At 66.5% G+C, this 22,097-nt stretch carries 22 protein-coding genes; 12 read left to right on the top strand and 10 right to left on the bottom strand.

Annotated elements, in window-relative coordinates; translation table 11 throughout:
• Positions 1-15 precede the first annotated feature (15 nt).
• Positions 16-1,482 (top strand): glucose-6-phosphate dehydrogenase, encoded by a 1,467-nt coding sequence (gene zwf / locus AC3A6G_RS05925; protein WP_487862222.1) that lies wholly within the window; start codon positions 16-18, stop codon positions 1,480-1,482.
• Positions 1,483-1,498: 16 nt separating this feature from the next.
• On the opposite strand, the gene AC3A6G_RS05920 is transcribed toward zwf, so the two are convergent.
• The 7 genes from AC3A6G_RS05920 to AC3A6G_RS05890 all read right to left on the bottom strand — a co-directional run bounded on the left by AC3A6G_RS05920 (position 1,499) and on the right by AC3A6G_RS05890 (position 9,872).
• Positions 1,499-2,545: an ABC transporter ATP-binding protein gene (locus AC3A6G_RS05920; protein WP_487873315.1), complete on the bottom strand. Its 1,047-nt coding sequence runs from the start codon at positions 2,543-2,545 to the stop codon at positions 1,499-1,501.
• Complete coding sequence (locus AC3A6G_RS05915; RefSeq protein WP_487873314.1) at positions 2,542-3,612, bottom strand: ABC transporter ATP-binding protein; 1,071 nt, start codon at positions 3,610-3,612, stop codon at positions 2,542-2,544. Before AC3A6G_RS05915 ends, AC3A6G_RS05920 begins: the two co-directional genes overlap by 4 nt.
• 20 nt (positions 3,613-3,632) lie before the next feature.
• Positions 3,633-4,547, bottom strand: a complete 915-nt coding sequence (locus AC3A6G_RS05910; RefSeq protein ID WP_487862225.1) for an ABC transporter permease — start codon at positions 4,545-4,547, stop codon at positions 3,633-3,635.
• Between the two features lie 75 nt (positions 4,548-4,622).
• Entirely contained in the window at positions 4,623-6,206 is a 1,584-nt protein-coding gene (locus tag AC3A6G_RS05905) for an ABC transporter substrate-binding protein (RefSeq protein ID WP_487862226.1), read from the bottom strand.
• A 31-nt stretch (positions 6,207-6,237) separates the two neighbouring features.
• On the bottom strand, positions 6,238-7,509 hold the full coding sequence (locus tag AC3A6G_RS05900) for a M20 aminoacylase family protein (RefSeq protein WP_487873313.1): 1,272 nt from the start codon (positions 7,507-7,509) through the stop codon (positions 6,238-6,240).
• A 1-nt stretch (position 7,510) separates the two neighbouring features.
• The gene (locus AC3A6G_RS05895; protein WP_487862228.1) at positions 7,511-8,491 is read right to left on the bottom strand and encodes an ABC transporter permease; all 981 of its coding nucleotides are present in this window, start codon (positions 8,489-8,491) and stop codon (positions 7,511-7,513) included.
• 193 nt (positions 8,492-8,684) lie between these two features.
• Complete coding sequence (locus AC3A6G_RS05890) at positions 8,685-9,872, bottom strand: porin (protein WP_487862229.1); 1,188 nt, start codon at positions 9,870-9,872, stop codon at positions 8,685-8,687.
• Between the two features lie 282 nt (positions 9,873-10,154).
• Here AC3A6G_RS05890 and coq7 point away from each other — a divergent pair, with 282 nt between their 5' ends.
• Positions 10,155-10,784 carry a 2-polyprenyl-3-methyl-6-methoxy-1,4-benzoquinone monooxygenase gene (gene coq7 / locus AC3A6G_RS05885; protein ID WP_487873312.1) on the top strand — a complete coding sequence of 210 codons (630 nt, stop codon included), beginning with the start codon at positions 10,155-10,157 and terminating at the stop codon, positions 10,782-10,784.
• A gap of 18 nt (positions 10,785-10,802) precedes the next feature.
• Here the strand turns inward: coq7 and AC3A6G_RS05880 are convergent, their stop codons facing one another.
• Entirely contained in the window at positions 10,803-11,252 is a 450-nt protein-coding gene (locus AC3A6G_RS05880; protein WP_487873311.1) for an OsmC family protein, read from the bottom strand.
• Positions 11,253-11,559: 307 nt separating this feature from the next.
• Here AC3A6G_RS05880 and AC3A6G_RS05875 point away from each other — a divergent pair, with 307 nt between their 5' ends.
• Entirely contained in the window at positions 11,560-12,792 is a 1,233-nt protein-coding gene (locus AC3A6G_RS05875) for a porin (RefSeq protein ID WP_487873599.1), read from the top strand.
• A 90-nt stretch (positions 12,793-12,882) separates the two neighbouring features.
• Here AC3A6G_RS05875 and AC3A6G_RS05870 read toward each other — a convergent pair whose 3' ends face one another.
• Entirely contained in the window at positions 12,883-13,854 is a 972-nt protein-coding gene (locus tag AC3A6G_RS05870; protein ID WP_487873310.1) for a hypothetical protein, read from the bottom strand.
• A gap of 231 nt (positions 13,855-14,085) precedes the next feature.
• Here AC3A6G_RS05870 and ilvA point away from each other — a divergent pair, with 231 nt between their 5' ends.
• On the top strand, positions 14,086-15,672 hold the full coding sequence (gene ilvA / locus AC3A6G_RS05865) for a threonine ammonia-lyase, biosynthetic (protein ID WP_487873309.1): 1,587 nt from the start codon (positions 14,086-14,088) through the stop codon (positions 15,670-15,672).
• A 21-nt stretch (positions 15,673-15,693) separates the two neighbouring features.
• On the opposite strand, the gene AC3A6G_RS05860 is transcribed toward ilvA, so the two are convergent.
• Complete coding sequence (locus AC3A6G_RS05860; protein ID WP_487873308.1) at positions 15,694-16,326, bottom strand: type II secretion system protein N; 633 nt, start codon at positions 16,324-16,326, stop codon at positions 15,694-15,696.
• A gap of 49 nt (positions 16,327-16,375) precedes the next feature.
• On the opposite strand from AC3A6G_RS05860, the gene gspG reads away from it, so the two are divergent.
• The 8 genes from gspG (at position 16,376) to gspN (ending at position 22,097) form a co-directional block, all read left to right on the top strand.
• A complete protein-coding gene (gene gspG / locus AC3A6G_RS05855) occupies positions 16,376-16,816 on the top strand; it encodes a type II secretion system major pseudopilin GspG (protein ID WP_487862234.1) in 441 nt (146 codons plus the stop codon).
• Positions 16,791-17,255, top strand: coding sequence for a prepilin-type N-terminal cleavage/methylation domain-containing protein (locus AC3A6G_RS05850; protein WP_487862235.1), 465 nt, complete (start codon positions 16,791-16,793; stop codon positions 17,253-17,255). The genes gspG and AC3A6G_RS05850 overlap by 26 nt, the downstream gene beginning before the upstream one ends.
• 74 nt (positions 17,256-17,329) lie before the next feature.
• The gene (gspI, locus tag AC3A6G_RS05845) at positions 17,330-17,707 is read left to right on the top strand and encodes a type II secretion system minor pseudopilin GspI (RefSeq protein WP_487864312.1); all 378 of its coding nucleotides are present in this window, start codon (positions 17,330-17,332) and stop codon (positions 17,705-17,707) included.
• Positions 17,707-18,402 carry a PulJ/GspJ family protein gene (locus AC3A6G_RS05840; RefSeq protein ID WP_487862237.1) on the top strand — a complete coding sequence of 232 codons (696 nt, stop codon included), beginning with the start codon at positions 17,707-17,709 and terminating at the stop codon, positions 18,400-18,402. The genes gspI and AC3A6G_RS05840 overlap by 1 nt, the downstream gene beginning before the upstream one ends.
• Entirely contained in the window at positions 18,399-19,400 is a 1,002-nt protein-coding gene (gene gspK / locus AC3A6G_RS05835; protein ID WP_487873307.1) for a type II secretion system minor pseudopilin GspK, read from the top strand. The genes AC3A6G_RS05840 and gspK overlap by 4 nt, the downstream gene beginning before the upstream one ends.
• 131 nt (positions 19,401-19,531) lie before the next feature.
• Positions 19,532-20,743, top strand: a complete 1,212-nt coding sequence (gspL, locus tag AC3A6G_RS05830) for a type II secretion system protein GspL (protein ID WP_487873306.1) — start codon at positions 19,532-19,534, stop codon at positions 20,741-20,743.
• Positions 20,740-21,273 carry a type II secretion system protein M gene (locus AC3A6G_RS05825; protein WP_487862240.1) on the top strand — a complete coding sequence of 178 codons (534 nt, stop codon included), beginning with the start codon at positions 20,740-20,742 and terminating at the stop codon, positions 21,271-21,273. The genes gspL and AC3A6G_RS05825 overlap by 4 nt, the downstream gene beginning before the upstream one ends.
• A 23-nt stretch (positions 21,274-21,296) precedes the next feature.
• Complete coding sequence (gspN, locus tag AC3A6G_RS05820; RefSeq protein ID WP_487864316.1) at positions 21,297-22,097, top strand: type II secretion system protein N; 801 nt, start codon at positions 21,297-21,299, stop codon at positions 22,095-22,097.

Below are 22,097 nucleotides of genomic sequence, written 5' to 3'. Positions count from 1 at the left end.
AAGGAAATTCGACCCATGAGCTTCGATCTCGTTCTGTTCGGCGGTACTGGCGACCTTGCATGGCGCAAGCTGATGCCCGCGCTGTTCCAGGCCTTCAGGCACGGCAGCCTGCCGAAGGACGGACGCATTGTCGGCGTGGCGCGCGACGATCTCTCGGACGACCAGTACCGCGAACTGATCCAGTCGCGCTTCAACGCGGTGGAGGGCGCCAAGCGCCCGTCGGCCGAGGAGTTCGAGAAGTTCGCCTCGCTGCTGCACTTCCTGCGCATGGACCTTTCGAAGCCCGACGACTATGCGCGCCTTTCCGACCTGCTGAAGCAGCGCAACGCCGACACGGTCGTGATGTACGTGGCCACCGCGCCGGCGCTCTTCACCCAGGTGGTCGAGCAGATCGCCGCGGCCGGCCTCAACGGCCCGTCGACGCGCGTGGTGCTCGAGAAGCCGCTCGGCCACGACCTGGCATCGAACCGCGCGATAAATGCGGCGGTGTGCAAGGTGCTCGACGAGAAGCAGGTCTTCCGCATCGACCACTACCTGGGCAAGCCCTCGGTGCAGAACCTGTTCGCGATGCGCTTCGGCAACGCACTGTTCGAGCCCATCTGGCGCCGCGAGCACATCGCCAACATCCAGATCACGATCGCGGAAGACCTGGGCGTCGAGAAGCGCGGCGCCTTCTACGACCAGACCGGCGCCTTGCGCGACATGGTGCAGAACCACGCGCTGCAGCTGGTCTGCGCGATCGGCATGGAGCCGCCGATCAATTCGCATGCCGACGCGATCCGCGACGAGAAGCTCAAGGTGCTGCGCGCGCTCAAGCCCTGGACGCCCGAGACGCTGGGACTGCACGCGATCCGCGGGCAATACACCGCCGGCACGGCCTACGGCGAGCGCGTGCAGGGCTACAAGGACGAACCCGGCGTCGACCCCGAAAGCCGCACCGAGACCTTCGTCGCGCTGCGCACCGAGATCGCCAACTGGCGGTGGGCCGGCGTGCCGCTCTACATCCGCACCGGCAAGCGGCTGGCCTCGCGCGACGCGCGTATCGAGGTCAACTTCCGTCCCACGCCGCATGCGATCTACCGCGCGCCGGCCGGCGCGGTGAACAAGCTGGTCATCAACCTGCAGCCGCGCGACGGACTGGAACTGCACATGCTCGCGCAGGCGCAGGACAACCGGCGCGGCAACGGCCACCAGAGCGCCACGCAACTGGCGCCGGTGCAGCTCGACCTCGACTTCGACAAACGCTTCGGCTCGGAGCGCGTGGGCGCCTACGAACGGCTTCTGCTCGACGTGATCGACGGCCGGCTGAACCTGTTCGTGCGCAGCGACGAGCAGGAAGAAGCCTGGCGCTGGGTCGAGCCGCTGATCGACAGCTGGGCTTCGGACGGCGTGCCGCGCCCCTATGCGGCCGGCACGTGGGGGCCGAGCGCCTCGAGCGCGATGATCGCGCGCGACGGCTTCTCGTGGAGTGAGGAGCAATAGCCCCTCAGACAGGCTCTCAGATCCGCCCCTCTTCCACGGCGTGGCAGGCGACCTTCACGCCGTTGATCTCCAGCAGCGCCGGGCGCTCTGCCGAACAGCGGGCATTGGCGTTGGGGCAGCGCGGGTGGAAGGCGCAGCCCGTGGGCGGGTTCAGCGGGTTCGGCACTTCGCCCTGCACCGGCGTGCGGGCACGCCCCGTGTGCTTCATCTGCGGGATCGCGTCGAGCAGCATGCGCGTGTAGGGATGCTGCGGCTCGGCGAAGAGCTTGCGCTTGTCGGCCACCTCGACCAGCCGGCCCAGGTACATCACGCCGACCTGGTCCGCCACATGCCGCACCACCGCGAGGTTGTGCGAGATGAACAGATAGGTCAGGCCGCGCTGGCGCTGCAGGTCCTTCATGATGTTGAGCACCTGCGCCTGCACGCTGACGTCGAGCGCGGAGGTCGGCTCGTCGCACACCAGGAACTCGGGCTCGGTCGCCAGCGCGCGCGCGATCGAGATGCGCTGGCGCTGGCCGCCCGAGAACTGGTGCGGGTACTTCACGCCGTCGAGTGGCGAAAGGCCGACCGACTGGAGCAGTTCGCCCACGCGCGCGCGCAGCTCGGCCTTGTCGCTCAGGATGCCGTGCTCGCGCAGCGGCTCGCCGATGATGTCCTCGACGATCCAGCGCGGGTTGAGGCTCGCGTAGGGGTCCTGGAAGATCATCTGGATGCGTCTGCGCAGCGTACGGCCTTCGGGGGTCTTGAACGCGGCATGCGCATCCTGCCCGTCGAAGCGGAAGCCGCCGCGCGTGGGCGCATACAGACCTACCAATAGGCGCGCCACGGTGCTCTTGCCGCAGCCGGATTCGCCGACCAGCGCGAGTGTCTTGCCGCGCTCGATCGAAAAGCTCACGCCGTCCACCGCATGCAGCAGCACGCGCGGCTTGCGCTCGAGCACGCGGTTGAGCCAGGGCGGCGACACGTCGAAGGTGCGGGCCAGGTCGTGCGCGACGACGAACGGCTCGCTGCCTGCGGTGTCGCGGCTCTTGTCGTCGGCCGCGGGAAGCGTAGCGGTGCTCATCGGCTCACCTCGTCGAGTGGCGCTGCGGCATCGGGCACGGCGCGTTCGCCGGCCAGTTCCGCATCGTGGTGGCGGGCGGCCAGTTCGGCTTGGCCGCGGTGCGGATCGGTGGCATCGTGCAGCCAGCATGCGGCCCGCGTGGCGCCCGCATGCATGAGCGCGGGCCGCTCCGAGAGGCAGCGCGCGAAAGTGCGCGGGCAGCGCGGGTTGTAGGCGCAGCCCTCGGGAATGGCATTGAGCCGCGGCATGGCGCCGTCGATCTGATTGAGCCGCTCGCGGTCGCTCGCCATGTCCGGGATCGAGGCCATGAGGCCCGAGGTGTAGGGATGCGCCGGCTGGTGGATGACCTCGTGCACCGGACCGATCTCGGCGATGCGGCCTGCATACATCACCGCCACGCGGTCGCAGGTTTCGGCGATCACGCCCATGTCGTGCGTGATCAGCATCACGGCCGCGCCGCGGTCCCTGCAGACGCGCTTGAGCAGCTGGATGATCTGCGCCTGGATCGACACATCGAGCGCCGTGGTGGGCTCGTCGGCCACGATCAGCTTGGGCTCGGCCGCGAGCGCGAGCGCGATCACGACGCGTTGACGCATGCCGCCCGAGAACTGGTGCGGAAAATGATCGATGCGCTGCTCGGCGGCCGGAATGCCGGTGTCCTGCAACAGGCCGATGGCACGGCGCCGCGCCTCGGCCTCGGTCACCGGCAGGTGGGTGCGGATGGTCTCGATCAGTTGCCGCCCGACGCTGTAGAGCGGGTTCAGCGAAGTCAGCGGATCCTGGAAGATCGCGCCGATCTTGCGGCCGCGGATCGGCCGCATCGCATCGAAGCCGAGGTTGTCGATGCGCTGCCCTTCGAGCACGATCTCCCCTCCGGCCACGCGGCCGGGTGGCTCGAGCAGCCCGATGATGGCCGCGCCCGTGAGCGACTTGCCGGCGCCCGACTCGCCGACCACGCCGAGGATCTCGCCGGGCGCGATGTCGAAGGAAATGCCGTCGATCGCGCGCAATGTGCCGCGGCGGTGCGGAAACTCGACCACGAGGTCTTTGACCTGGAGCAGTGTCATGGTGTCCTTCCTTGTCTGTGTCAGCGCAGGCGCGGATTGAGCGCGTCGCGCAGCCAGTCGCCGAGCAGGTTCACGCTGAGTGCGATCAGCACCAGCATCGCCCCCGGAAACACCGTGATCCACCATTCGCCCGAGAACAGGTACTGGTTGCCGATGTTGATCAGCGTGCCGAGCGAGGGCGACGTCGGCGGCACGCCGACGCCGAGGAACGACAGGGTCGCCTCGGTGATGATCGCGGTCGCCACCTGGATCGTCGCGAGCACCATCACCGGCCCCATCACGTTGGGCAGCACATGGCGCAGCATGATGCGCAACGGCGCCACGCCGGTCACGCGGGCGGCCTGTACGTATTCCTTGTTGCGCTCGACCATCGTGGAGCCGCGCACGGTGCGTGCGTACTGCACCCAGCCGGTCAGCGCGATGGAGATGATGAGCACGCCGAAAGCCAGCGACTCGTGCGCGTTCGGAAACAGCGCACGGCCCACGCCGGCGATCAACAGGGCGACCAGGATCGGCGGGAACGAGAGCATCACGTCGCACAGGCGCATGAGGAAGCTGTCGAGCCAGCCGCCGAAGAAGCCGGCCGCCAGACCGAGCACCACGCCGACGACCATCGAAATCACCACCGAGACGACGCCGACGATGAGCGAAATGCGCGCGCCGTAGATCACCGCCGACAGGATGTCGCGCCCCTGGTCGTCGGTGCCGAGCAGGTACTTGCTCGAACCCTCGGCCACCCAGGCCGGCGGCAGCCGGGCATCACTGAGCTCGAGCACGGCAAGGTCGAAGGGATTGTGCGGTGACACCCAGCCGGCGAATGCGGCGCAGAACACGCACACCAGTGCAATCAGTGCCGCGCCGATCGCCACCGGCGAGGTGCGGAAGCTGTGGCCGACATCACTGTCGAGCCAGCGGACAAGCGTTTTTTTTAACATCGTGGGAAGCAAAAGGAATGGGCCCGCAAGAAGCGGGCCCATGGGGTCAGGCCACCGGGGCGCTCAGATGCCCGCTCAGGGCTTGATGCTCATCCACTTGAAGAACATGAAATTGTCGGCGAGCTGCACCAGCTCGACCTTCTTGCTCAAGCCCCAGGCCAGCGACTGCTGGTGCAGCGGCAGGTGGCCGATGTCGTCGGAATGAACCTTGAAGGCCTGCTTGATCAAGTCGTTGCGCTTGCCCTTGTCGATTTCCGACAGGATCTGCTTGGTCAGCCCGTCCAATTGCGGGCTGCAGTACGCACCCAGGTTGAACTGCCCTGCGCCCTTGTCGTCGGGGCAGAACATCAGCGAAGCGAGCGCGTTGTGCGCGTCGTAGGTGGTCGGGGTCCATCCGAGCATGTAGAAGCTCGTGTCGCGCCGCAGGATCTTCGGGAAATAGGTTCCCTTGGTCTCGGCCGCGAGATTGATTTTCACGTTGATGCGCGCCAGGTTGGCGGCCACTGCCTGGCATATCTGGCCGTCGTTGACGTAGCGGTCGTTGGGGCAGTTCATCGTGACTTCGAAGCCCTGCGGATAGCCCGCCTCGGCCATCAGCTTCTTGGCCGCCTCGACGTCGTAGGGCATCCGCTTGTCCTGGTCCTCGGTCCAGCCGTTGATGCCGGGCCCGATCATCAGCGCGGTGGGCCGCGAGGCGCCGCGCATCACGGTGCGCTGGATGCCGGCGATGTCGATGGCCTGGTAGAAGGCCTGGCGCACGCGCTTGTCCTTGAACGGGTTCTTGCCCTTGACGTTCGAATAGAGCAGCTCGTCGCGCTTCTGGTCCATGCCCAGGAAGATGGTGCGCAGTTCGGGCCCGACGATCACGCGCGAGTTCGGGCTCGCGTTGATGCGGCCGATGTCCTGCAGCGGCACCGGCTCCATCACGTCGACCTCGCCCGAGACCAGAGCGGCCACGCGCGTGGACGGATTGGCGATCGGCGTGAAGATCACTTCCTGGACGTTGCCTTCGATCTTGCCCCAGTACTTGGCATTGCGCTCGAACACCGTGCGCACGTTGGGCTGCCGCTCGCGCACGCGGTACGGGCCGGTGCCGTTGGCCTTGAACGAGGCGGCGTTCTCGATGCCCTTGCGGCGGTCGACCGGCTGGACCGCCTTGTTCTCCTCGCACCACTTCTTGCTCATGATCGAGAACGTGGTGAGCGCGTCGGGCAGGATCGGCTGCGGGCCGGTGGTCTCGATCTCGACGGTGTGCGCGTCGACCTTGCGCACTTCCTTGATGTCGGACAGCGAGGCCTTCATGTCGGAGCCTTCGCCCTTGCCGCGCGCGATGCTGAACACCACGTCGTCGGCGGTGAACGGCGTGCCGTCATGGAACTGCACGCCCTTGCGCAGTTCGAAGCGCCAGACCGTCGGCGAACTCTGCTTCCAGCTGGTGGCGAGCAGCGGCGCCAGGCTCAAGTCCTTGTTGCGGCCCACGAGGGTTTCGTAGGCGTTGGCCGTCACGCTGAGCTGCAGCGACTCGTTGAGCGAATGCGGATCGAGCGAAAGCGCGTCTCCCTGGTTGGCGATCCGGATGGTCTGCGCACTGGCGACCAGGCTGACGGCGCCCAGGGCGCACAACACGGCGGCCGCAGCCACGTTCTTCCTGAAACTCATGGGAACACTCCTCGGGTTGGGATCAAAAATTTCAAGGCGCCGCGGTGGCGGCAGCTTTCTCGGTCAACTCGCCGCGGGTGGCGGCCAGTGGCATGCCCTGCTCGATCAGGCCCGCGTGCAGCGCGGCGCCGAGCGGCAGGATCTCGTCGTTGAAGTCGTAGCGGCTGTTGTGCAGGAAGGCGCCATTTCGGGCGTCCTGGCCGATGCGCAGGTAGGCACCGGCCTTCTTCTGCAGCATGAAGGAAAAATCCTCGGCGCCCATGCTGGGCTCCATGCTGCGCTCGACGTTCGAGGCGCCGACCAGCGATTCGGCCACGTCGGCCGCGAACATCGCCTCGGGCGCGGTGTTGATGGTGGCCGGATAGATGCGTTCGTACTTGATCGTGGCGGTGGCACCAAAGCCCGTGGCCACCGCGGTGCAAAGCTCGCTGAGCCGCTGCTCGACCTGCGCCTGCACGCGCGCACTGAAGGTGCGCACCGTGCCCACCAAAGTCGCCTCGCCCGGGATCACGCTCATGGCGCCGAGGTCGCCGGCCTGCACGGCGCAGATGCTGACGACTGCGGCATCGATGGGCCGCACATTGCGCGACACGATGGTTTGCGCGGCCGTGATGATGTGCGCGGCCACCACCACCGGATCGATGGTCTGGTAGGCATGCGCGCCATGCCCGCCCTTGCCCTTGATCTCGATGGTCACGCGGTCGGCGGCGGCCATCATGGCGCCCCGGTTGATGCCCACCGTGCCCGCGGGCAGGCCGGGCCAGTTGTGCATCGCATAGACCGACTGCACCGGAAAACGCTCGAAGAGGCCGTCTTCGATCATCACGCGGGCGCCAGCCAGGCCTTCTTCGCCGGGCTGGAAGATCAGCACGGCGGTGCCGTCGAAGTGGCGCGTCTCGGCCAGGTAGCGTGCCGCGCCGACCAGCATGGCGGTGTGGCCGTCGTGTCCGCAGCCGTGCATCAGGCCGTCGTGGGCCGAGCGCCAGCCGAAATCGTTGTCTTCGCGCATCGGCAAGGCGTCCATGTCGGCGCGCAGACCGATCATTCGCCCGCTCGCGGTGGAGCGGCCGCGGATGACGCCCACCACCCCGGTCTTGCCGATGCCTTCGTGGATCTCGTCCACGCCGCAGGCGCGCAGCGCCTCGCGCACGCGCCGCGAGGTGTAGACCTCTTCGAAGCCGAGTTCGGGATGGGCATGCAGGTCGCGGCGGAAGGCCTCGATCTCGGGATAGAAAGTCGCAATCTGCGCGAATGCCCTGCCGGCTGCGCGCAGCCGCGGTGCGGCAGCGGTGGTCGTCGTCATCTCAATGCCCTCCCGCCTTGCCGACGCGCAGCCGCGGGTCGACCACGAAATACAGCAGGTCGACCACGAGGTTGATCACCACGAAGATCAGCGCGATGAGGCACAGGTAGGCCGCCATCACGGGCACGTCGGCGAAGGTCACGGCCTGGATGAACAAGAGCCCCATGCCGGGCCACTGGAACACCGACTCGGTGATGATCGCAAAGGCGATGAGGCCGCCGAGCTGCAGACCCGTGATGGTCATCACCGGCACCAGCGTGTTCTTCAGTGCATGGCCGAAGTGAATGGCGCGATTCGTGAGCCCGCGCGCCCGCGCGAACTTGATGTAGTCGGTGCGCAGCACCTCGAGCATCTCGGCGCGCACCAGCCGCATGATCAGCGTGAGCTGAAAGATCGCGAGCGTGACGGCCGGCAGGATGATGTGGTGCCAGCCGTCGGCACGGAACAGCCCGCTGGTCCACCACCCGAACTGCACCGTCTCGCCGCGTCCGAAGCTCGGGAACCAGCCCAGCGTCACGGCGAAAATCAGAATCAGCAGGATGCCGATCAGAAAGGTCGGCAGCGACACACCGAGCAGTGACACGGTCATGAACAGCTGGCTCAGGAAGGTGCCGCGGCGCAGCGCGGTGTACACGCCCATCGGAATGCCGACGAACAGCGCCAGCATGGCCGCGACCAGCGCAAGTTCGAGCGTGGCTGGAAAGCGCTCGCCGATAAGACGCGAAACCTTCGCGCCCTGGCGCAGGCTCAGGCCGAACTCGCCCTGCGCAGCATTGCCCAGAAAGCGCCAGAACTGCACGAAGAAGGGCTGGTCGAGCCCCAATGCGGCGCGCATTTCGCGGATCTGCTCGGGCTTGGCATCCTGCCCCAGCAGGAAGACGACCGGGTCGCCCACGTATTGGAAGAGAAGAAAGGCAATGAACGCGACCGCGATCATGACGATCACGGCCTGTATCAGGCGACGCAGGACAAAGGCAATCATTCAGCAAACAAAGTGAGCAGGCATGCTAGCAGTGCAAGGTGCGTGCCCGCACGGTGATTCCCCGGGGGTGCACGCCCCTGGTGCGCTTTCGCCACACTTGCGGCAAAGTGGAATTGCAATAAAAAAAGCCACCCGACTTGCGTCGAGTGGCTTTTTGAACTTTCGATCAAAGCTGGCTCAGGCCAGCCTCGAATTAGAAAGCGTGACGGATGCCGAAGTCGTAACCGGTCGAGTTCTTCGGGGTGAAGACGCCGGTGTTGATGAAGGCGGGGCCGCCGACGGTCAGAGCAGCACCGTTCTTGTTGCTGACGCGAGCGATCGTGGCGTACAGAGCCGTGCGCTTCGACAGGTTGTGCACGTAGCCGATGGCCAGCTTGTTGGCCTTCGGGTCGGCAATGCTCGGCTCGAACGGCAGTTGAACTTCGTTGAAGTCGTACTTGACGTGCGAGTAGGAAGCGCGGATCAGGCCAGCACCGACCGGCACGGTCACGCCGAGCAGGTAGCCGGTGAGGTCGGCGTCGGCAGCAGCCACGAACGGGGTCACTTCGTAGTCGACCTTGTTCTTCAGGCGCGACACTTCACCGAACAGCTTCACGGGACCGAAGTCATACGAAGCGCCAACATTCAGCGTGTTGACCTTGGTGGTCGTGCCAGCGTAGAACTGGTCGCCCACGGTGCTGGTGCCATAAGCCACAGCAACGTCCAGCGGGCCGTTGGCGTAGCCAAAGCGGCCAGCGATGTTACGGCCGGTGCGCGAATTGTTCGCGACGTTCGGCGTAGCAAGGCCCGGATCGTACTTGGTCTTCTCGTGGAAGCCGTACTGCAGCTGACCGTAGAAGCCACCCAGGTTCGGCGGCAGGAAGTAGCCGATGGTGTTGCTGGCGCGGGTCGGGTGACCGAAGTCGGCGGCGGCCGTCTGGATCAGGTTGGTACCCACACCGTTGGTGCCGAACGGATCGAACACGGTGTTGTTCCAGAAGGTGGGCGTGTAGTCACGGCCGAGGCGGACTTCACCGAAACCACCCGACAGGCTCACGGTCGAACGACGGTTGAACGTCGAAACGCCGGTAGCGCCATCGTCATTGGTGATCGGGGCTTCGAGCCAGAAGCTCGCGGCCAAGCCACCACCGAGGTCTTCCGTGCCACGGAAGCCCAGCCGGCTGGAGTTGTAGCCCGAGTTGGCCAGTTCACGGCGGCTGACCTTGACGCTGCCTTGGTTCACGTAGAACGGGTTCAGGAACGTGGCGCCGTTCAGGTCACGCGACGAGCTCGAATAGCTGCTGATCGAAGCGTCGACCACGCCGAAAAGGGTGACGGACGACTGAGCCGAGGCAACACCGGCAACAGCCAGGGCAGCCAGAGCAACTAGAGATTTTTTCATTGCAAGTTTCTCCAAGGTTAAACATAGGGCTCCGGTGCGAAGGGCTCACCGTGACTGGCACTTTGTGCTCCCACCGGACCCCGGGCCAACCTCCTTTTGGGAAGTTGATGCTATTGCACCAGAGCCGATGCGGCAGGGCAAAACAAATCGCCCGAAATCTCCGGCACCCCCTGCGTTTCGTTGCGGGACTGCAACAAAGGCCGGAAACACCCCGGAAACTCACGATGTGAAATGAAAGCAAGCACTATCTTGCCGCCCCTGCGCCTGGGTTTAAATTGCGGCATGTCCCTTTCGCTTGATCCCGTCCTGACCACGGCCGATGCAGCGCTGCGTACCCTTTTTGCGCGCCATCGCGCCAGCCGCGCCCTTCCCACACCGGTCCAGCCGCCCGGCGAAATGACCGATTCAGAGCGCCGCGAAGCCGGCGCGCTGATGCGGGTGAACCATGTGGGTGAGGTCTGCGCCCAGGCGCTCTATACCGCCCAGGCCGCGGTGGCGCGCGATCCCGTGCTGCGGGCGCAGCTGCTCGAAGCCTCGCACGAGGAGACGGACCATCTGGCCTGGACGCGCGAGCGGCTGGACGCGCTCGGCGCCCGGCCTTCCTTGCTGAATCCGCTCTGGTACGCGGGTGCATTTGGCCTCGGGCTCGTGGCCGGACGCCTCGGGGATCCACTGAGCCTCGGCTTCGTGGCGGAGACCGAGCGCCAGGTCGAAGCCCACCTGGAGAGCCACCTCGGCCGGCTGCCGGCCGTCGACAGCGCCTCGCGGGCCGTGGTCGAGCAGATGAAGGTCGACGAGGCGCGGCATGCCTCGCAGGCCGTCGCCGCGGGAGCGGCCGAATTGCCCGCACCGGCCAAGGCGCTGATGCGGATGGCCTCCCGTGTCATGACCACGGTGGCGCACCGCATCTGACCCAAGGCCGCGGCCTGCTCAGGTCTCGATCAGGTCGAAACTCGTGGTGATCTCGGCCGTCTTGGCCAGCATGATGCTGGCCGAGCAGTAGGTGTCGTGGCTGAGCGCAATGGCGCGCTCGACCGCAGCGGCCGGAATGTCTTTGCCGGCCACCGTGAAATGCATGTGGATCTTGGTGAAGACCTTCGGATCGGTCGGGGCGCGTTCGCTCGTGAGCTTGACGCTGCAGCGCTCCACGCGGTGGCGCCCGCGCTTGAGGATCAACACGACGTCATAGGCGGTGCAGCCGCCTGTGCCGGCGAGCACGGTCTCCATGGGGCGGGGCGCCAGGTTCTGCCCGCCGTTTTCGGGTTTGGCCGCATCCGGGGCGCCATCCATCGTCAGTACATGGCCGCTGCCGGTCTCGGCCACGAAACCCATGGCCGAACGGGTGCCGGCGTCGCCGGTCCAACTCACTGTGCATTCCATCTTCGTCGGGTCCAATCGGAACGTCAGCAGTAACGTTTGCTGACATTCGTTTGTGTGTGGGAAAAGCGTCACTGCTTGTTGCAATGCAGCAAACAGCCGATATACTTTATTTCATCGCGCACCCCGCTGTGCGCACCGGTTGTCTCCTCCACCCTTCCAATTGGTGGATTTAGCCCCGAGCCGCAAGGCCCGGGGCTTTTTTCTTGCCTGCTTGTGACGCGGCGCCCACCTCCACTCTAGTTTTTCGTTCGAAGGGCAGCTGTTCGCCTCGAAATGGCAGCTTTTCGCCTCGAAAAGGGCAGTTGCTCTGGCTGCCCTGGCTGTTGCCGGTGTTGCCTCGGCTCAGTCGTCCGTCACCCTGTTCGGCGTGGTCGACGCTTCGATCAGCAGCTATTCGAACAGCGCGAGCGATCAGCGCGATGGCTTCACGTACAACGCGTTCGGCTACCCGGTCGCGTACAACCCGGCCTTCGTGAATCGTGGCAGCGTCAAGACCAGCAGCCGCGGGCTGTCCACCGGCGCCTACAACAGCAGCCGTCTGGGTTTCCGTGGCACTGAAGACCTCGGTGGTGGCCTGGCTGCCAGCTTCTGGCTCGAAGCCCCAATCAAGAACGACGACGGTTCGGAAGGTGTCGCAACCTTCGCTCGCCGCTCCACCGTGAGCCTGTCGGGTGGTTTCGGTGAAATCCGCCTCGGCCGTGACTACAGCCCCACGTTCTGGAACAACACCGTGTTCGACCCGTTCGGCACGGTTGGCGTAGGCGGCAACGTGGTCCAGACGGCAGTCAGCGCGTTCGGTCACCCCACTCGCAATAGCAACAGCGTGGGGTACTTTCTGCCGGGCAACCTGGGCGGCTTCTATGGCCAAGTCCAATATGGTTTCCACGAGCAGGCCAAGTACAGCCCTGGCCTCGCAACGCCTGATGTCGCGAACAACTCACGCACCGGTCGATATGTCGGCACCCGCTTTGGCTATGCCAATGGCCCAGTGGACGTCGCGTTCTCCGTGGGCAGCGCGACTGTCGGTGACGACTACTACGCCGGCACGACGGACAAGCTGAACACCATGAATCTTGGTGCTTCGTACGACTTCGGCCCAGCGAAGCTCTTCGGCCAGCTGTCGCGTTCAAACAAGAAGACCGATTTCGACAGCAGCTTCTTCGCCAACGCGGGCAACTTCAGCGACAGCGTTCTTCCGAACGTCGTTTCCTCGACCACCACCGACAAGCTCAACGGTTGGCTGATCGGCGTGACCGTTCCCGTGGGTGCCGGCCTGATCCGCGCTTCCTACTCTGGCGTGAAGTACAAGCTGCAAAGCAACGACCCGTTCTCGAACAAAGCGGATCCCAAGGCAAACAAGCTGGCACTCGGCTACGTGCACAACCTGTCGAAGCGCACTGCGCTGTACGCAACGATCGCCCGCGTGAACAACAAGGACGGCGCAGCCCTCACGGTGGGTGGACCGAAGTTCGTCACCAACGACGTCTTCACCCCGAAGAGCTCGACCGGCTACGACTTCGGCATCCGCCACGCCTTCTGATCGCGACTTGACGCCATGCTGGCTTTCGCCAGTTCACGTCGATTCAGTGTCAAGCCGCCCTGCGCAAGCCGGGCGGCTTTTTGGCTTTCCTCAATTTGCCCGGCTGCGCCTGCTTTGCAGCAGCCCCACATTCATTTCTCCGCTCAACACCGAAGCGTAGAAACGTTCGACCATGTTTACGCTTGTGCGCGCATTTCGTGCCAAGGTCAGCATGTCGATGCCTTGTCCATAGAGCAACCGCAACGTGATCGCGGTGTGACGCAAGCAATAGAGCGTCCTCGATTGGCCGAGCGGTCCCTTCTCGAGGCCTTTGACCTTGAGGGCCCAATGGAACAAAAAGTTGAGCACCGCAAGCGCGTGCTCACGGTTCTTCAGGTGCGGCATGAAGATGTAGTCATCCGCACCGCCGCCGCCCTGCGCGCGCCGATGCGCAAGCAGACATTCGTAAACCCGTACTGCGGGACGCAAGCTCACGATGGGCTGGCTGTGCCGCTTGGTTTCCGGCAGGTTCATGCGCAGATAGACATGCTTGCCGCGTACGACCTCGATGTGCTTGTGCTTCATGAGCTTGATGTCGCTCGGACGCACGAAGGTATTGACCATCCAGCGAATCAGCCACGGCAGTTCCTCCGGCATGACGAGCAACTCCCGTGCAATCCAGAAACGATCGCCCGCGCCGAGCTCGTCGAGCACGGGATGCGGCAGCCCACGCAACTTGCGCGCAGCGGCCACCACCGCGCGGTACTCCGCGACGCTGAAGCTGCCACGCGGCTGACTGCGCACCTTGACCTTTGGAAACGGCGGTGCCGCGCGAAGCACACCCGTGCTCACGCCATGCACCACGACCTTCCGCAACAGCACGAGGTACTGCGCAATCGTCGTGCTCGTGAAGCCTTGCTCGCCGAGGTGATCGATCAGGCGTTGTGCATCCGCCGTCGAGAAGTCTTGCGCGCGCACCGAACCCAACAGCGGAAGGATGTGGGCATTCAATCTGTTGCCCATCACCTGCCAGGTGGGACGTCCGATTTCGCCTCGCTGCACACGCGCGGCTTCTGCTTGCATTAACCCTCTAGAAAGGTCACTGACAAGAACTGATAACAAATTTTGCTCATCTGTTAACCGAACGGCGGACGTATGGATCGCGGGATAGGCTCGTTCAAAAAAACCTGAATCGTTAGCGGCAGAGGCTCTAAAAGAGATATTTATGACATTTGTGTCCATGTCATATCCGTAAGCAATCTCGATGCCTCTTATGATGATGCGTTATCAATTTAAAACTCCCGTGGAAATAACGTGCGCGATGTACCTGCGGCGCTGACGCCCGCCGACTATCTCAGAAAAATCCTGAATGCCCGCGTTTACGATGTAGCAGTCGAATCTGCACTCGAAAAAGCCAACGCACTCAGTGAGAGGCTCGACAACACGGTGTTGCTCAAGCGCGAAGACCAGCAACCGGTCTTCAGCTTCAAGCTGCGCGGTGCCTACAACAAGATGGCGAACCTCACGCCAGAGCAGCTTGCGCGCGGCGTGATCTGTGCGTCGGCCGGCAACCATGCACAAGGCGTGGCGCTGGGGGCGCGCAAACTCGGCACGCGCGCAATGGTGGTGATGCCCGTCACCACGCCGCGTCTCAAGATAGATGCAGTGCGCGGCTTCGGCGGCGAAGTGGTGTTGCATGGCGACAGCTATTCCGACGCCTATCTGCATGCGCTCGAACTGCAGGCGCAGCAAAATCTCACCTTCGTGCATCCCTTCGACGATCCCGATGTGATCGCGGGACAGGGCACGATCGCGATGGAGATCCTGCGCCAGCATCAGGGCAGGCTCGACGCCGTGTTCGTTGCGATCGGCGGCGGTGGCCTGATCTCGGGCGTGGCCAACTACATCAAGGCATTGCGTCCCGAGATCAAGGTGATCGGCGTGCAGATGAACGACTCCGACGCGATGATGCAATCGGTCGCGGCCCACCAGCGCGTGAGCCTGCCCGATGTCGGGCTGTTCTCGGATGGCACGGCGGTCAAGCTCGTGGGCGAGGAAACCTTCCGCATCGCAAGCAACCTCGTCGACGACTACATCGCGGTCGACACCGATGCCGTGTGCGCCGCCATCAAGGACATCTTCGTCGACACGCGCAGCATCGTCGAGCCGGCCGGTGCACTCGCGGTGGCGGCAATCAAGCAGTACGTGGCCGAACAGGGCCGCCACGGCGAGACCTATGCGGCGATCCTGTGCGGCGCCAACATGAACTTCGACCGGCTGCGCTTCGTCGCCGAGCGCGCCGAGGTCGGCGAAGAGCGCGAGGCGCTGTTCGCCGTCACGATTCCCGAAGAGCGCGGCAGCTTCCGCCGCTTCTGCGAACTCGTCGGAGAAATGCCGGCGGGCGCGTCGCAGCAAACGGGTTCGGCCGGCGGCACGCTGCGCAACGTGACGGAGTTCAACTACCGCATCAGCGATGCGGCGAAGGCCCACGTGTTCGTGGGGCTGACGACGTCCACGCGCGGCGAGTCGGCCACGATCGCGCAGACCTTCAATGCCCACGGATTCGACGCGCTCGACCTCACGCACGACGAACTCGCAAAGGAACACCTGCGGCACATGGTGGGCGGCCGCACCGGCCTCGCGCACGACGAGCGCCTGCTGCGTTTCATCTTTCCGGAGCGACCGGGCGCGCTGCTCAAGTTTCTGAGCCTGATGCGGCCGAACTGGAACATCAGCCTGTTCCACTACCGCAACCAGGGCGCCGACTACGGCCGCATCCTCGTAGGCCTGCAGGTGCCGGCGAGCGACGCTGCGGCGTTCGAAGCGTTCCTCGAAACGCTGGGCTATCCCTGGGTGGAAGAAACCGCGAACCCTGCGTACCGCCTGTTCCTGCAGGCCTGAGCCAGTCGCCGGTCCGGTCGGCTATTGCGCGGGCTGTTGCTGTTGTTGCTGCCCAGGCGGCGGCGCCATGACCGCCGGCATGGTAGCGGGCAGCAGACCCGTCGGCGCCTGTTCCGGCGATGCTGGCTGGACTGGCGGTGTTTGCGCCATCGGCAAACCTGCCGGCGCAGGCGGAATCACTGCTGGAGCGCTTCCGACGGCGATCGGCGCACGCACGGGCAGTTGCAGCGTGAACGCCGCCGGCCCGTCCGCCTGCGCGCCGAGCGTCGCGGCACGCACATCCACCGACTGCAGCACGTAGCTGTCGCCGACGCGCGAACCGACGCGGAACGGGCGCGGCGGCTTGCCGTCGATCGAGATGAGGGCAGCACCCTGATTGGACGGATCCGCCACCACGCCCGAAAGTGCGAAGCGGCTCGCCGCCGCGGGCGCCTCGGGCGCCATCTGCTCCGCCGGAAGCGCACCGAACAGCCGTGCGATCGCATCGGCGTCGGCAGAGACCGCCGCACGCGGCAGGGCCGCCGCTGCGGCCACGGGTTCGGCCGGGCTCGCGAGCCGGAGCCCCCAGAACACGGCCGCGCCCGCGGCCAGTGCCCAGAGGCCCGTGGTGGCGACCGGGGCATGCCAGCGCGCAGCGGAATAGGGACTTGTCATGGCCGCGGATTATCATGCAGCGGGCCTTCCGAAACATGTTCTTCCCGATATGAAAAAAATCCTTCACGAGACCATCCGCACCGCCCAACGCGGCTTCACGCTGATCGAGCTGATGGTGGTGCTGGTCATCATCGGCGTGCTGGCCGCGCTGATCGTGCCGAACGTGATCGAGCGGGCCGATGATGCCCGCGTGACCGCCGCCCGCACCGACATCAACAACCTGATGCAGGCGCTGAAGCTCTACCGCCTCGACAACCAGCGCTATCCCACGGCCGAACAGGGCCTGCAGTCGCTGCTCGTGCGGCCCACGGCCGGCCCCGCGGCACCGAACTGGAAGCCTTATGTCGAGAAGCTGCCGAACGATCCCTGGGGCCATTCCTATCAGTACATGAATCCGGGCATCAAGGGCGAGATCGACGTGCTCTCCCTCGGTGCCGATGGCCAGGCCGGCGGCGAGGGCAAGAATGCCGACATCGGCAGCTGGCAATAGGCGCCGCAGCGGCTTCACGCTGCTCGAGCTCATCGTGGTGATCGCCATCATCGCGGTCGCCACGGCAGGCGTGAGCTTCGCGATGCGCGACAGCAGCGCTGCCCAGCTCGACCGCGAAGCCGACCGGCTGGCCGCGCTGCTCGAGTCGGCCCGCGCCCAGTCGCGCGCGAGCGGCGTCGCGGTGCGCTGGCGCCTCGTCGAGGGCGGCAATTTCGTGTTCGAGGGCCTGCCGCCCGATGCGCTGCCCGGCGGCTGGATCACCAGCGGCATCAGCGCCCGGGCCGCGCTGGCGAACGGTGCTCCCATCGCTGCGGTTCAACTGGGGCCCGATCCGATCATCGCGGCCCAGCAGATCCTGCTGCAGGCCGAAGGACCGCCAGCGCGCTCGCTGCGCATTGCGACGGACGGCCTGCGCCCCTTCACTGTGTCCACGCCATGAGCGCCGCGCCGGGCTGCCCCCGAGCAAGCTCGCTCCCGCCTGGCGGGAAGGCGCGCAGCGCCAAGGGTGCACCATTGACCCCCGCGCGGCGCGCCCGCCACTGTTGCGGATTCACGCTGATCGAAGTGTTGATCGCACTCGGCATCGTCGCGCTTGCGCTCGCGGCGGGTTCACAGGCCACGATGTCGCTCACGCGCAATGCCCAGCGCCAATCCGACCTGCTGCTGGCCGACATCTGTGCCGAGAACGAACTCGCCAAGGTGCGGCTCGCGCGGCAGATGCCGCCAGTGGGCGATTCGGGTTCGATCTGCGTGCAGGCCGGCGTCTCGTTCAACGTCACCACCGCCACCATCGCCACGCTCAATCCGAACTTCCGGCGCGTCGACGTGCAGGTGCGCGACGAGGCCGATGCGCCAGTGCTGCGCGTCTCGACCGTGGTGGGCCGCTTCTGATGTCCGACCGTTTCGCGCGCCGACAAGGCCCTTGCGGCTTCACGCTGATCGAACTGCTGGTGGCCATCGCGGTCATGGCGCTGCTGGCGCTCGTGAGCTGGCGCGGGCTCGACGGCATGTCGCGCGCCACCACCCTGAACCAGCAGCGTGCCGATGCGGTGCTCACGCTGCAAACCACGCTGGCGCAATGGAGCGCCGACCTCGACGCGGTCACCGCGCTCGCGCAGACGCGCCCCATCGACTGGAACGGCCGCGTGCTCCGGCTCACGCGTCGCGGCGGCGACGAGGCCGCACCCGTGGTGCTGGTGGTGGCCTGGACGCTGCGCAGCGGCGCCGACGGCACGCGCTGGCGACGCTGGCAATCGCCGCCTTTCTCCACACGCGGCGAGTGGCAGCAGGCCTGGAACATGGCGGCCTCGTGGGCGCAGGATGGTGGCGCGGCGGCCGGCGGCGAGGTTGCGCTCATGCCGGTCGACAGCTGGCAGCTCTACTACTTTCGCGAGAACGTCTGGGCGCCCGCCGGCGCGCTCCCAACCGCTCCACCCACCCCATCCAACCCTGCCAATCCGCTGCGCGCCACGGTGAACATGCCGGACGGCGTGCGCCTGGTGCTCAACCTCTCGCCGGGCGACGGGCTCGCGGGCATGCTCACGCGCGACTGGGTCAAGCCCACCGTGGGAGCGCCAAGGTCATGAGCACATCGCCCAGGCTCGCGCGCCCTCGCCAGCAGCGTGGCGCCGCACTGCTCGCGGCCATGCTCACCGTGATGCTCGTCGCGACCTTCTCGGCCGCGGCGCTGTGGCAGCAATGGCGCGCCTCCGAGGTCGAGGCCGCCGAGCGTGGCCGCGTGCAAGCCGCATGGGTGCTGGTCGGCGCGCTCGACTGGTCGCGCCTCATCCTGCGCGAAGACGGCATGACTGGCGGCCCCGATCACCTGGCCGAGCCCTGGGCTGTGCCCCTCGCCGAGGCGCGGCTCACGAGCTTTCTGTCGGCCGAGAAGAACGTGGCAAGCGACAACCTCGAAGGACTGCCCGACGCCTTTCTTTCGGGCCGCATCGTCGATGCGCAGTCCAAGCTCAACATCCTGTCGCTGGTCGACGGCAACAAGCCGGTGCCGGCCAGCGTCGCGACCTTCACCAAACTGTTCAACATCCTCGGCCTGCCGGCCTCCGAACTCAGCGCAATGACTGCCTCGCTGCTGCGCACGATGGCCACCGCCTCCGATGCGGCAGGCGACGGTGCCGGCGGCGGCGCGGCACCGTTGATGCCGCAGGAGCTGTCGCAGCTCGTATGGCTCGGCCTCTCGCCCTCGACAGTGGCCGCGCTCGAGCCTTACGTCACGGTCCTGCCGGGGCGCACGCCGCTCAACATCAACACCGCGAGTGCCGAGGCCATCAGCGCCAGCCTGCCATCGCTGAGCATCAGCGACGCGCGCCAGGTGGTCGAGAAGCGCACACTCGCGTTCTTTCGGCAGATCACCGATGCCAACCGCGCGCTGCCGAATGGTGGTTCGCAGTTCAATGCCGCCCAGCACAGCGTGAGCACCCAGTTCTTCGAGGTCTACGGCCGGCTGCGCATCGACCGCACCTGGGTCGACGAGCGTTCGCTGCTGCAGCGCGACGGCATCACCGTCAAGACCATTTGGCGCCACCGCGGTGCCGGCCTTGCCGCGACGCCGCCGGCCAAAACCTGAGGCGGGTTTTTCATCGATCCTTTTGCATTGATTAATCTTCCAACGCGCGCCGCACCTGGGTTACTAGCTATCGAAAAAATAGCGCTTTCAGGACGCCCGACCCTACAATCACCCGCCCTTCCGAATTCGAAATGACACCGCTGCTGCTCATCGCCCCCCTCGCCCCGGCGGATGCCGCGGGCGAGTACGACTGGGCCCAGGCGGGCGATGACGGCATCGCATTGCGCGACCATGGCCGCGCCCTGCGCGCGCTGCTGCCTGCCGGCGCCGAAGTCACGCTCGGCGTTCCCGCCGCAGCGCTTTCGTGGCATCGCGTCACGCTGCCCAAGGGCAGCATGGGAAGCGCATCCAAACTGCGCGCGGTACTCGACGGCCTGCTCGAAGAGCGCCTGCTCGATGAACCCGAAGCCCTGCACTTCGCGCTCGAGCCCGAGGCCAAGGCCGGCGTGCCGGTCTGGGTCGTGGCCTGCAACCGCATCTGGCTGCGCACGCTCGTGCAGGGCCTCGAATCCGCAGGCCGGCGCGTGGTGCGCATCGTTCCCGAATTCACGCCGCAGCCGCTCGATGCCCCGCCGCTGCTGCAGGTCACCGGCGAAGCCGACGCACCGATGCTCACCGTGTGCGACGCTGACGGCGTGGTCTCGCTGCCGCTCGCGGGCGCCGGCCTCGCGCTCTCGGGCACCGTCCCGCTCGACACGGCCGTGATCACCGCCGAGCCCGCCGTCGCAGAAGCTGCCGAGCATCTGCTCGAGCGCCGGCTGCCGATCGTGCAGGCGCCGCAGCGCTGGCTCCAGGCTGCGCGCTCGCCTTGGGAGCTCGCGCAGTTCGACCTCGCCGCCACCGGCCGCGCACGCGCCGGCAAGAAATTCGCGTCGCTGCTCCAGACGCTGCGCCACGCGCCCGAATTTCGCGCCGCGCGCTGGGGCGCCGCTGCGCTGCTGCTGGTCCATTTGATCGGCCTCAACGCCTGGGCCTGGAAGGAGCGGCAGGCGCTCGACGCCAAGCGCCAGGCCGTGAACACCATGCTGACCCAGACCTTCCCGTCCGTGAAACTCGTGGTCGACGCACCGTTGCAGATGGCGCGCGAGGTCGCGGCGCTGCAGCAGGCCGTGGGCGACGTCGCCGGCAGCGATCTCGAACCGATGATCGGCGCGCTCGCGGGCAACCTGCCGCCGGGCCGCATTCCCACCGCCATCGACTTCAGTGCCGGCCAGCTGCGCCTGCGCGGCCTGGCGCTGCAGCCGTCCGAACTCACGCGCCTGTCGGGCACCCTGGGCCCACGCGGCTACAGCGTACGTGCCGAAGGCGATCTCCTGCTGGTGCAGGCCGAGGGGACGCGATGAACGCCAGCGAACAACTCCGCGCGCGGTGGGCCGCACTCGAACAGCGCGAGCGGCGCATGGTGGCCATCGCGGCTGCGCTCGTCGCGCTGGCGCTGCTGTGGTGGATCGCGCTGGCCCCCGCGCTGCGCACCTTGGCGGCAGCGCGCACCGAGCACGCGAAGCTCGACGCACAGCTGCAACAGATGGCGAGCCTGCAGGCGCGTGCCAAGGCACTGCAGGCTCAGCCGCGCCTCACGCGCGACGACGCGCTGCGCGCGCTCGAAACCTCCGTGCGCCAGAGCCTCGGCGGCAATGCCCAGCTCATGACCGCGAGCGGCGACGGGGCAGCCACGATCACGCTGCGCGCCGCACCCGCCGATGCTGTCGCGCAGTGGCTCACGCAGGCGCGTGGCAATGCCCATGCGGTGCCGCGCGAAGCCCATCTCACGCGCGCTGCCGCCGCGCCGCCGGCCGCCGGCAAGAACGAACCCGCGACTCCGGCCGTGCGCTGGGAAGGCACCTTCGTGATGGCGCTGCCCGCCGCCCGATGAGCCAGGCTTGGTGAACCCATCACATGCTGAAGCGCTCTCCACTTTCTGAACCGGCGCCGCGACGCGGCTGGCGCTGGGCCCTGCTCGGCCTCGTGATCGGCGCGCTGGTCGCGCTCGTGCTGTTCGCGCCCGCACGCTGGCTCGCCGCGGGGCTGTCGAACTGGAGCCAAGGCCGTCTGCTGCTGGTCAATGCACGTGGCACGGTCTGGAACGGCACCGCGGCCGTGGTGCTCGCAAGTGGCGCGGGCGGCGCCGAAGCGGTTTCGCTGCCTGGCCTGCTCAACTGGCGCATGCGCCCGGGCTGGGGCGGCCTGTCCGCCGCGCTCGACCTGCCCTGCTGCGCCGCCCGGCCGCTGCAGCTCAGGGCCAGCCCGCGCACCAACGGCCTGCAGCTCCAATGGGGCGACGGCAGCTCGCGCTGGCCCGCGAGCCTTCTGACCGGGCTCGGCGCACCGTGGAACACGCTCAGGCTCGAAGGCACGCTCGACCTCTCCACGCGCGGGCTCGCCATGCAGTGGGACGGGCCGGTGCTGCGCATTGCCGGCCAGGCCACGCTCGATGCCACCGACGTTTCATCAAGCCTGTCTACCCTCAAGCCGATGGGCAGCTACCGGATCACGCTCGAGGGCGGCAACCGGCCCACGCTGCTGCTGAACACGCGCGAAGGCAGCCTGCAGCTCAACGGCAGCGGCAGCTGGAACGGCACGGCCTTCCGCTTCAACGGCGAAGCGAGCGCTGCTGCGGGGCGCGAAGACGCGCTCTCCAATTTGTTGAACATCATCGGACGCCGCGACAACGCGCGTTCGATCATCACCCTGGGTTGA

Source organism: Variovorax sp. Soil_C_26 (assembly GCF_057657075.1).
Note: the sequence above shows the minus strand (reverse complement) of the source record. Positions and strands in the feature narration are given on the sequence as shown.

Bases quoted from the DNA above. Each gene is read 5' to 3' on its own strand.
- zwf (WP_487862222.1), top strand. From the start codon at position 16: ATGAGCTTCGATCTCGTTCTGTTCGGCGGTACTGGCGACCTTGCATGG.
- AC3A6G_RS05920 (WP_487873315.1), bottom strand. From the start codon at position 2,545: ATGAGCACCGCTACGCTTCCCGCGGCCGACGACAAGAGCCGCGACACC.
- AC3A6G_RS05915 (WP_487873314.1), bottom strand. From the start codon at position 3,612: ATGACACTGCTCCAGGTCAAAGACCTCGTGGTCGAGTTTCCGCACCGC.
- AC3A6G_RS05910 (WP_487862225.1), bottom strand. From the start codon at position 4,547: ATGTTAAAAAAAACGCTTGTCCGCTGGCTCGACAGTGATGTCGGCCAC.
- AC3A6G_RS05905 (WP_487862226.1), bottom strand. From the start codon at position 6,206: ATGAGTTTCAGGAAGAACGTGGCTGCGGCCGCCGTGTTGTGCGCCCTG.
- AC3A6G_RS05900 (WP_487873313.1), bottom strand. From the start codon at position 7,509: ATGACGACGACCACCGCTGCCGCACCGCGGCTGCGCGCAGCCGGCAGG.
- AC3A6G_RS05895 (WP_487862228.1), bottom strand. From the start codon at position 8,491: ATGATTGCCTTTGTCCTGCGTCGCCTGATACAGGCCGTGATCGTCATG.
- AC3A6G_RS05890 (WP_487862229.1), bottom strand. From the start codon at position 9,872: ATGAAAAAATCTCTAGTTGCTCTGGCTGCCCTGGCTGTTGCCGGTGTT.
- coq7 (WP_487873312.1), top strand. From the start codon at position 10,155: ATGTCCCTTTCGCTTGATCCCGTCCTGACCACGGCCGATGCAGCGCTG.
- AC3A6G_RS05880 (WP_487873311.1), bottom strand. From the start codon at position 11,252: ATGGAATGCACAGTGAGTTGGACCGGCGACGCCGGCACCCGTTCGGCC.
- AC3A6G_RS05870 (WP_487873310.1), bottom strand. From the start codon at position 13,854: ATGCAAGCAGAAGCCGCGCGTGTGCAGCGAGGCGAAATCGGACGTCCC.
- AC3A6G_RS05860 (WP_487873308.1), bottom strand. From the start codon at position 16,326: ATGACAAGTCCCTATTCCGCTGCGCGCTGGCATGCCCCGGTCGCCACC.
- gspG (WP_487862234.1), top strand. From the start codon at position 16,376: ATGAAAAAAATCCTTCACGAGACCATCCGCACCGCCCAACGCGGCTTC.
- AC3A6G_RS05850 (WP_487862235.1), top strand. From the start codon at position 16,791: ATGCCGACATCGGCAGCTGGCAATAGGCGCCGCAGCGGCTTCACGCTG.
- AC3A6G_RS05840 (WP_487862237.1), top strand. From the start codon at position 17,707: ATGTCCGACCGTTTCGCGCGCCGACAAGGCCCTTGCGGCTTCACGCTG.
- gspK (WP_487873307.1), top strand. From the start codon at position 18,399: ATGAGCACATCGCCCAGGCTCGCGCGCCCTCGCCAGCAGCGTGGCGCC.
- gspL (WP_487873306.1), top strand. From the start codon at position 19,532: ATGACACCGCTGCTGCTCATCGCCCCCCTCGCCCCGGCGGATGCCGCG.
- AC3A6G_RS05825 (WP_487862240.1), top strand. From the start codon at position 20,740: ATGAACGCCAGCGAACAACTCCGCGCGCGGTGGGCCGCACTCGAACAG.
- gspN (WP_487864316.1), top strand. From the start codon at position 21,297: ATGCTGAAGCGCTCTCCACTTTCTGAACCGGCGCCGCGACGCGGCTGG.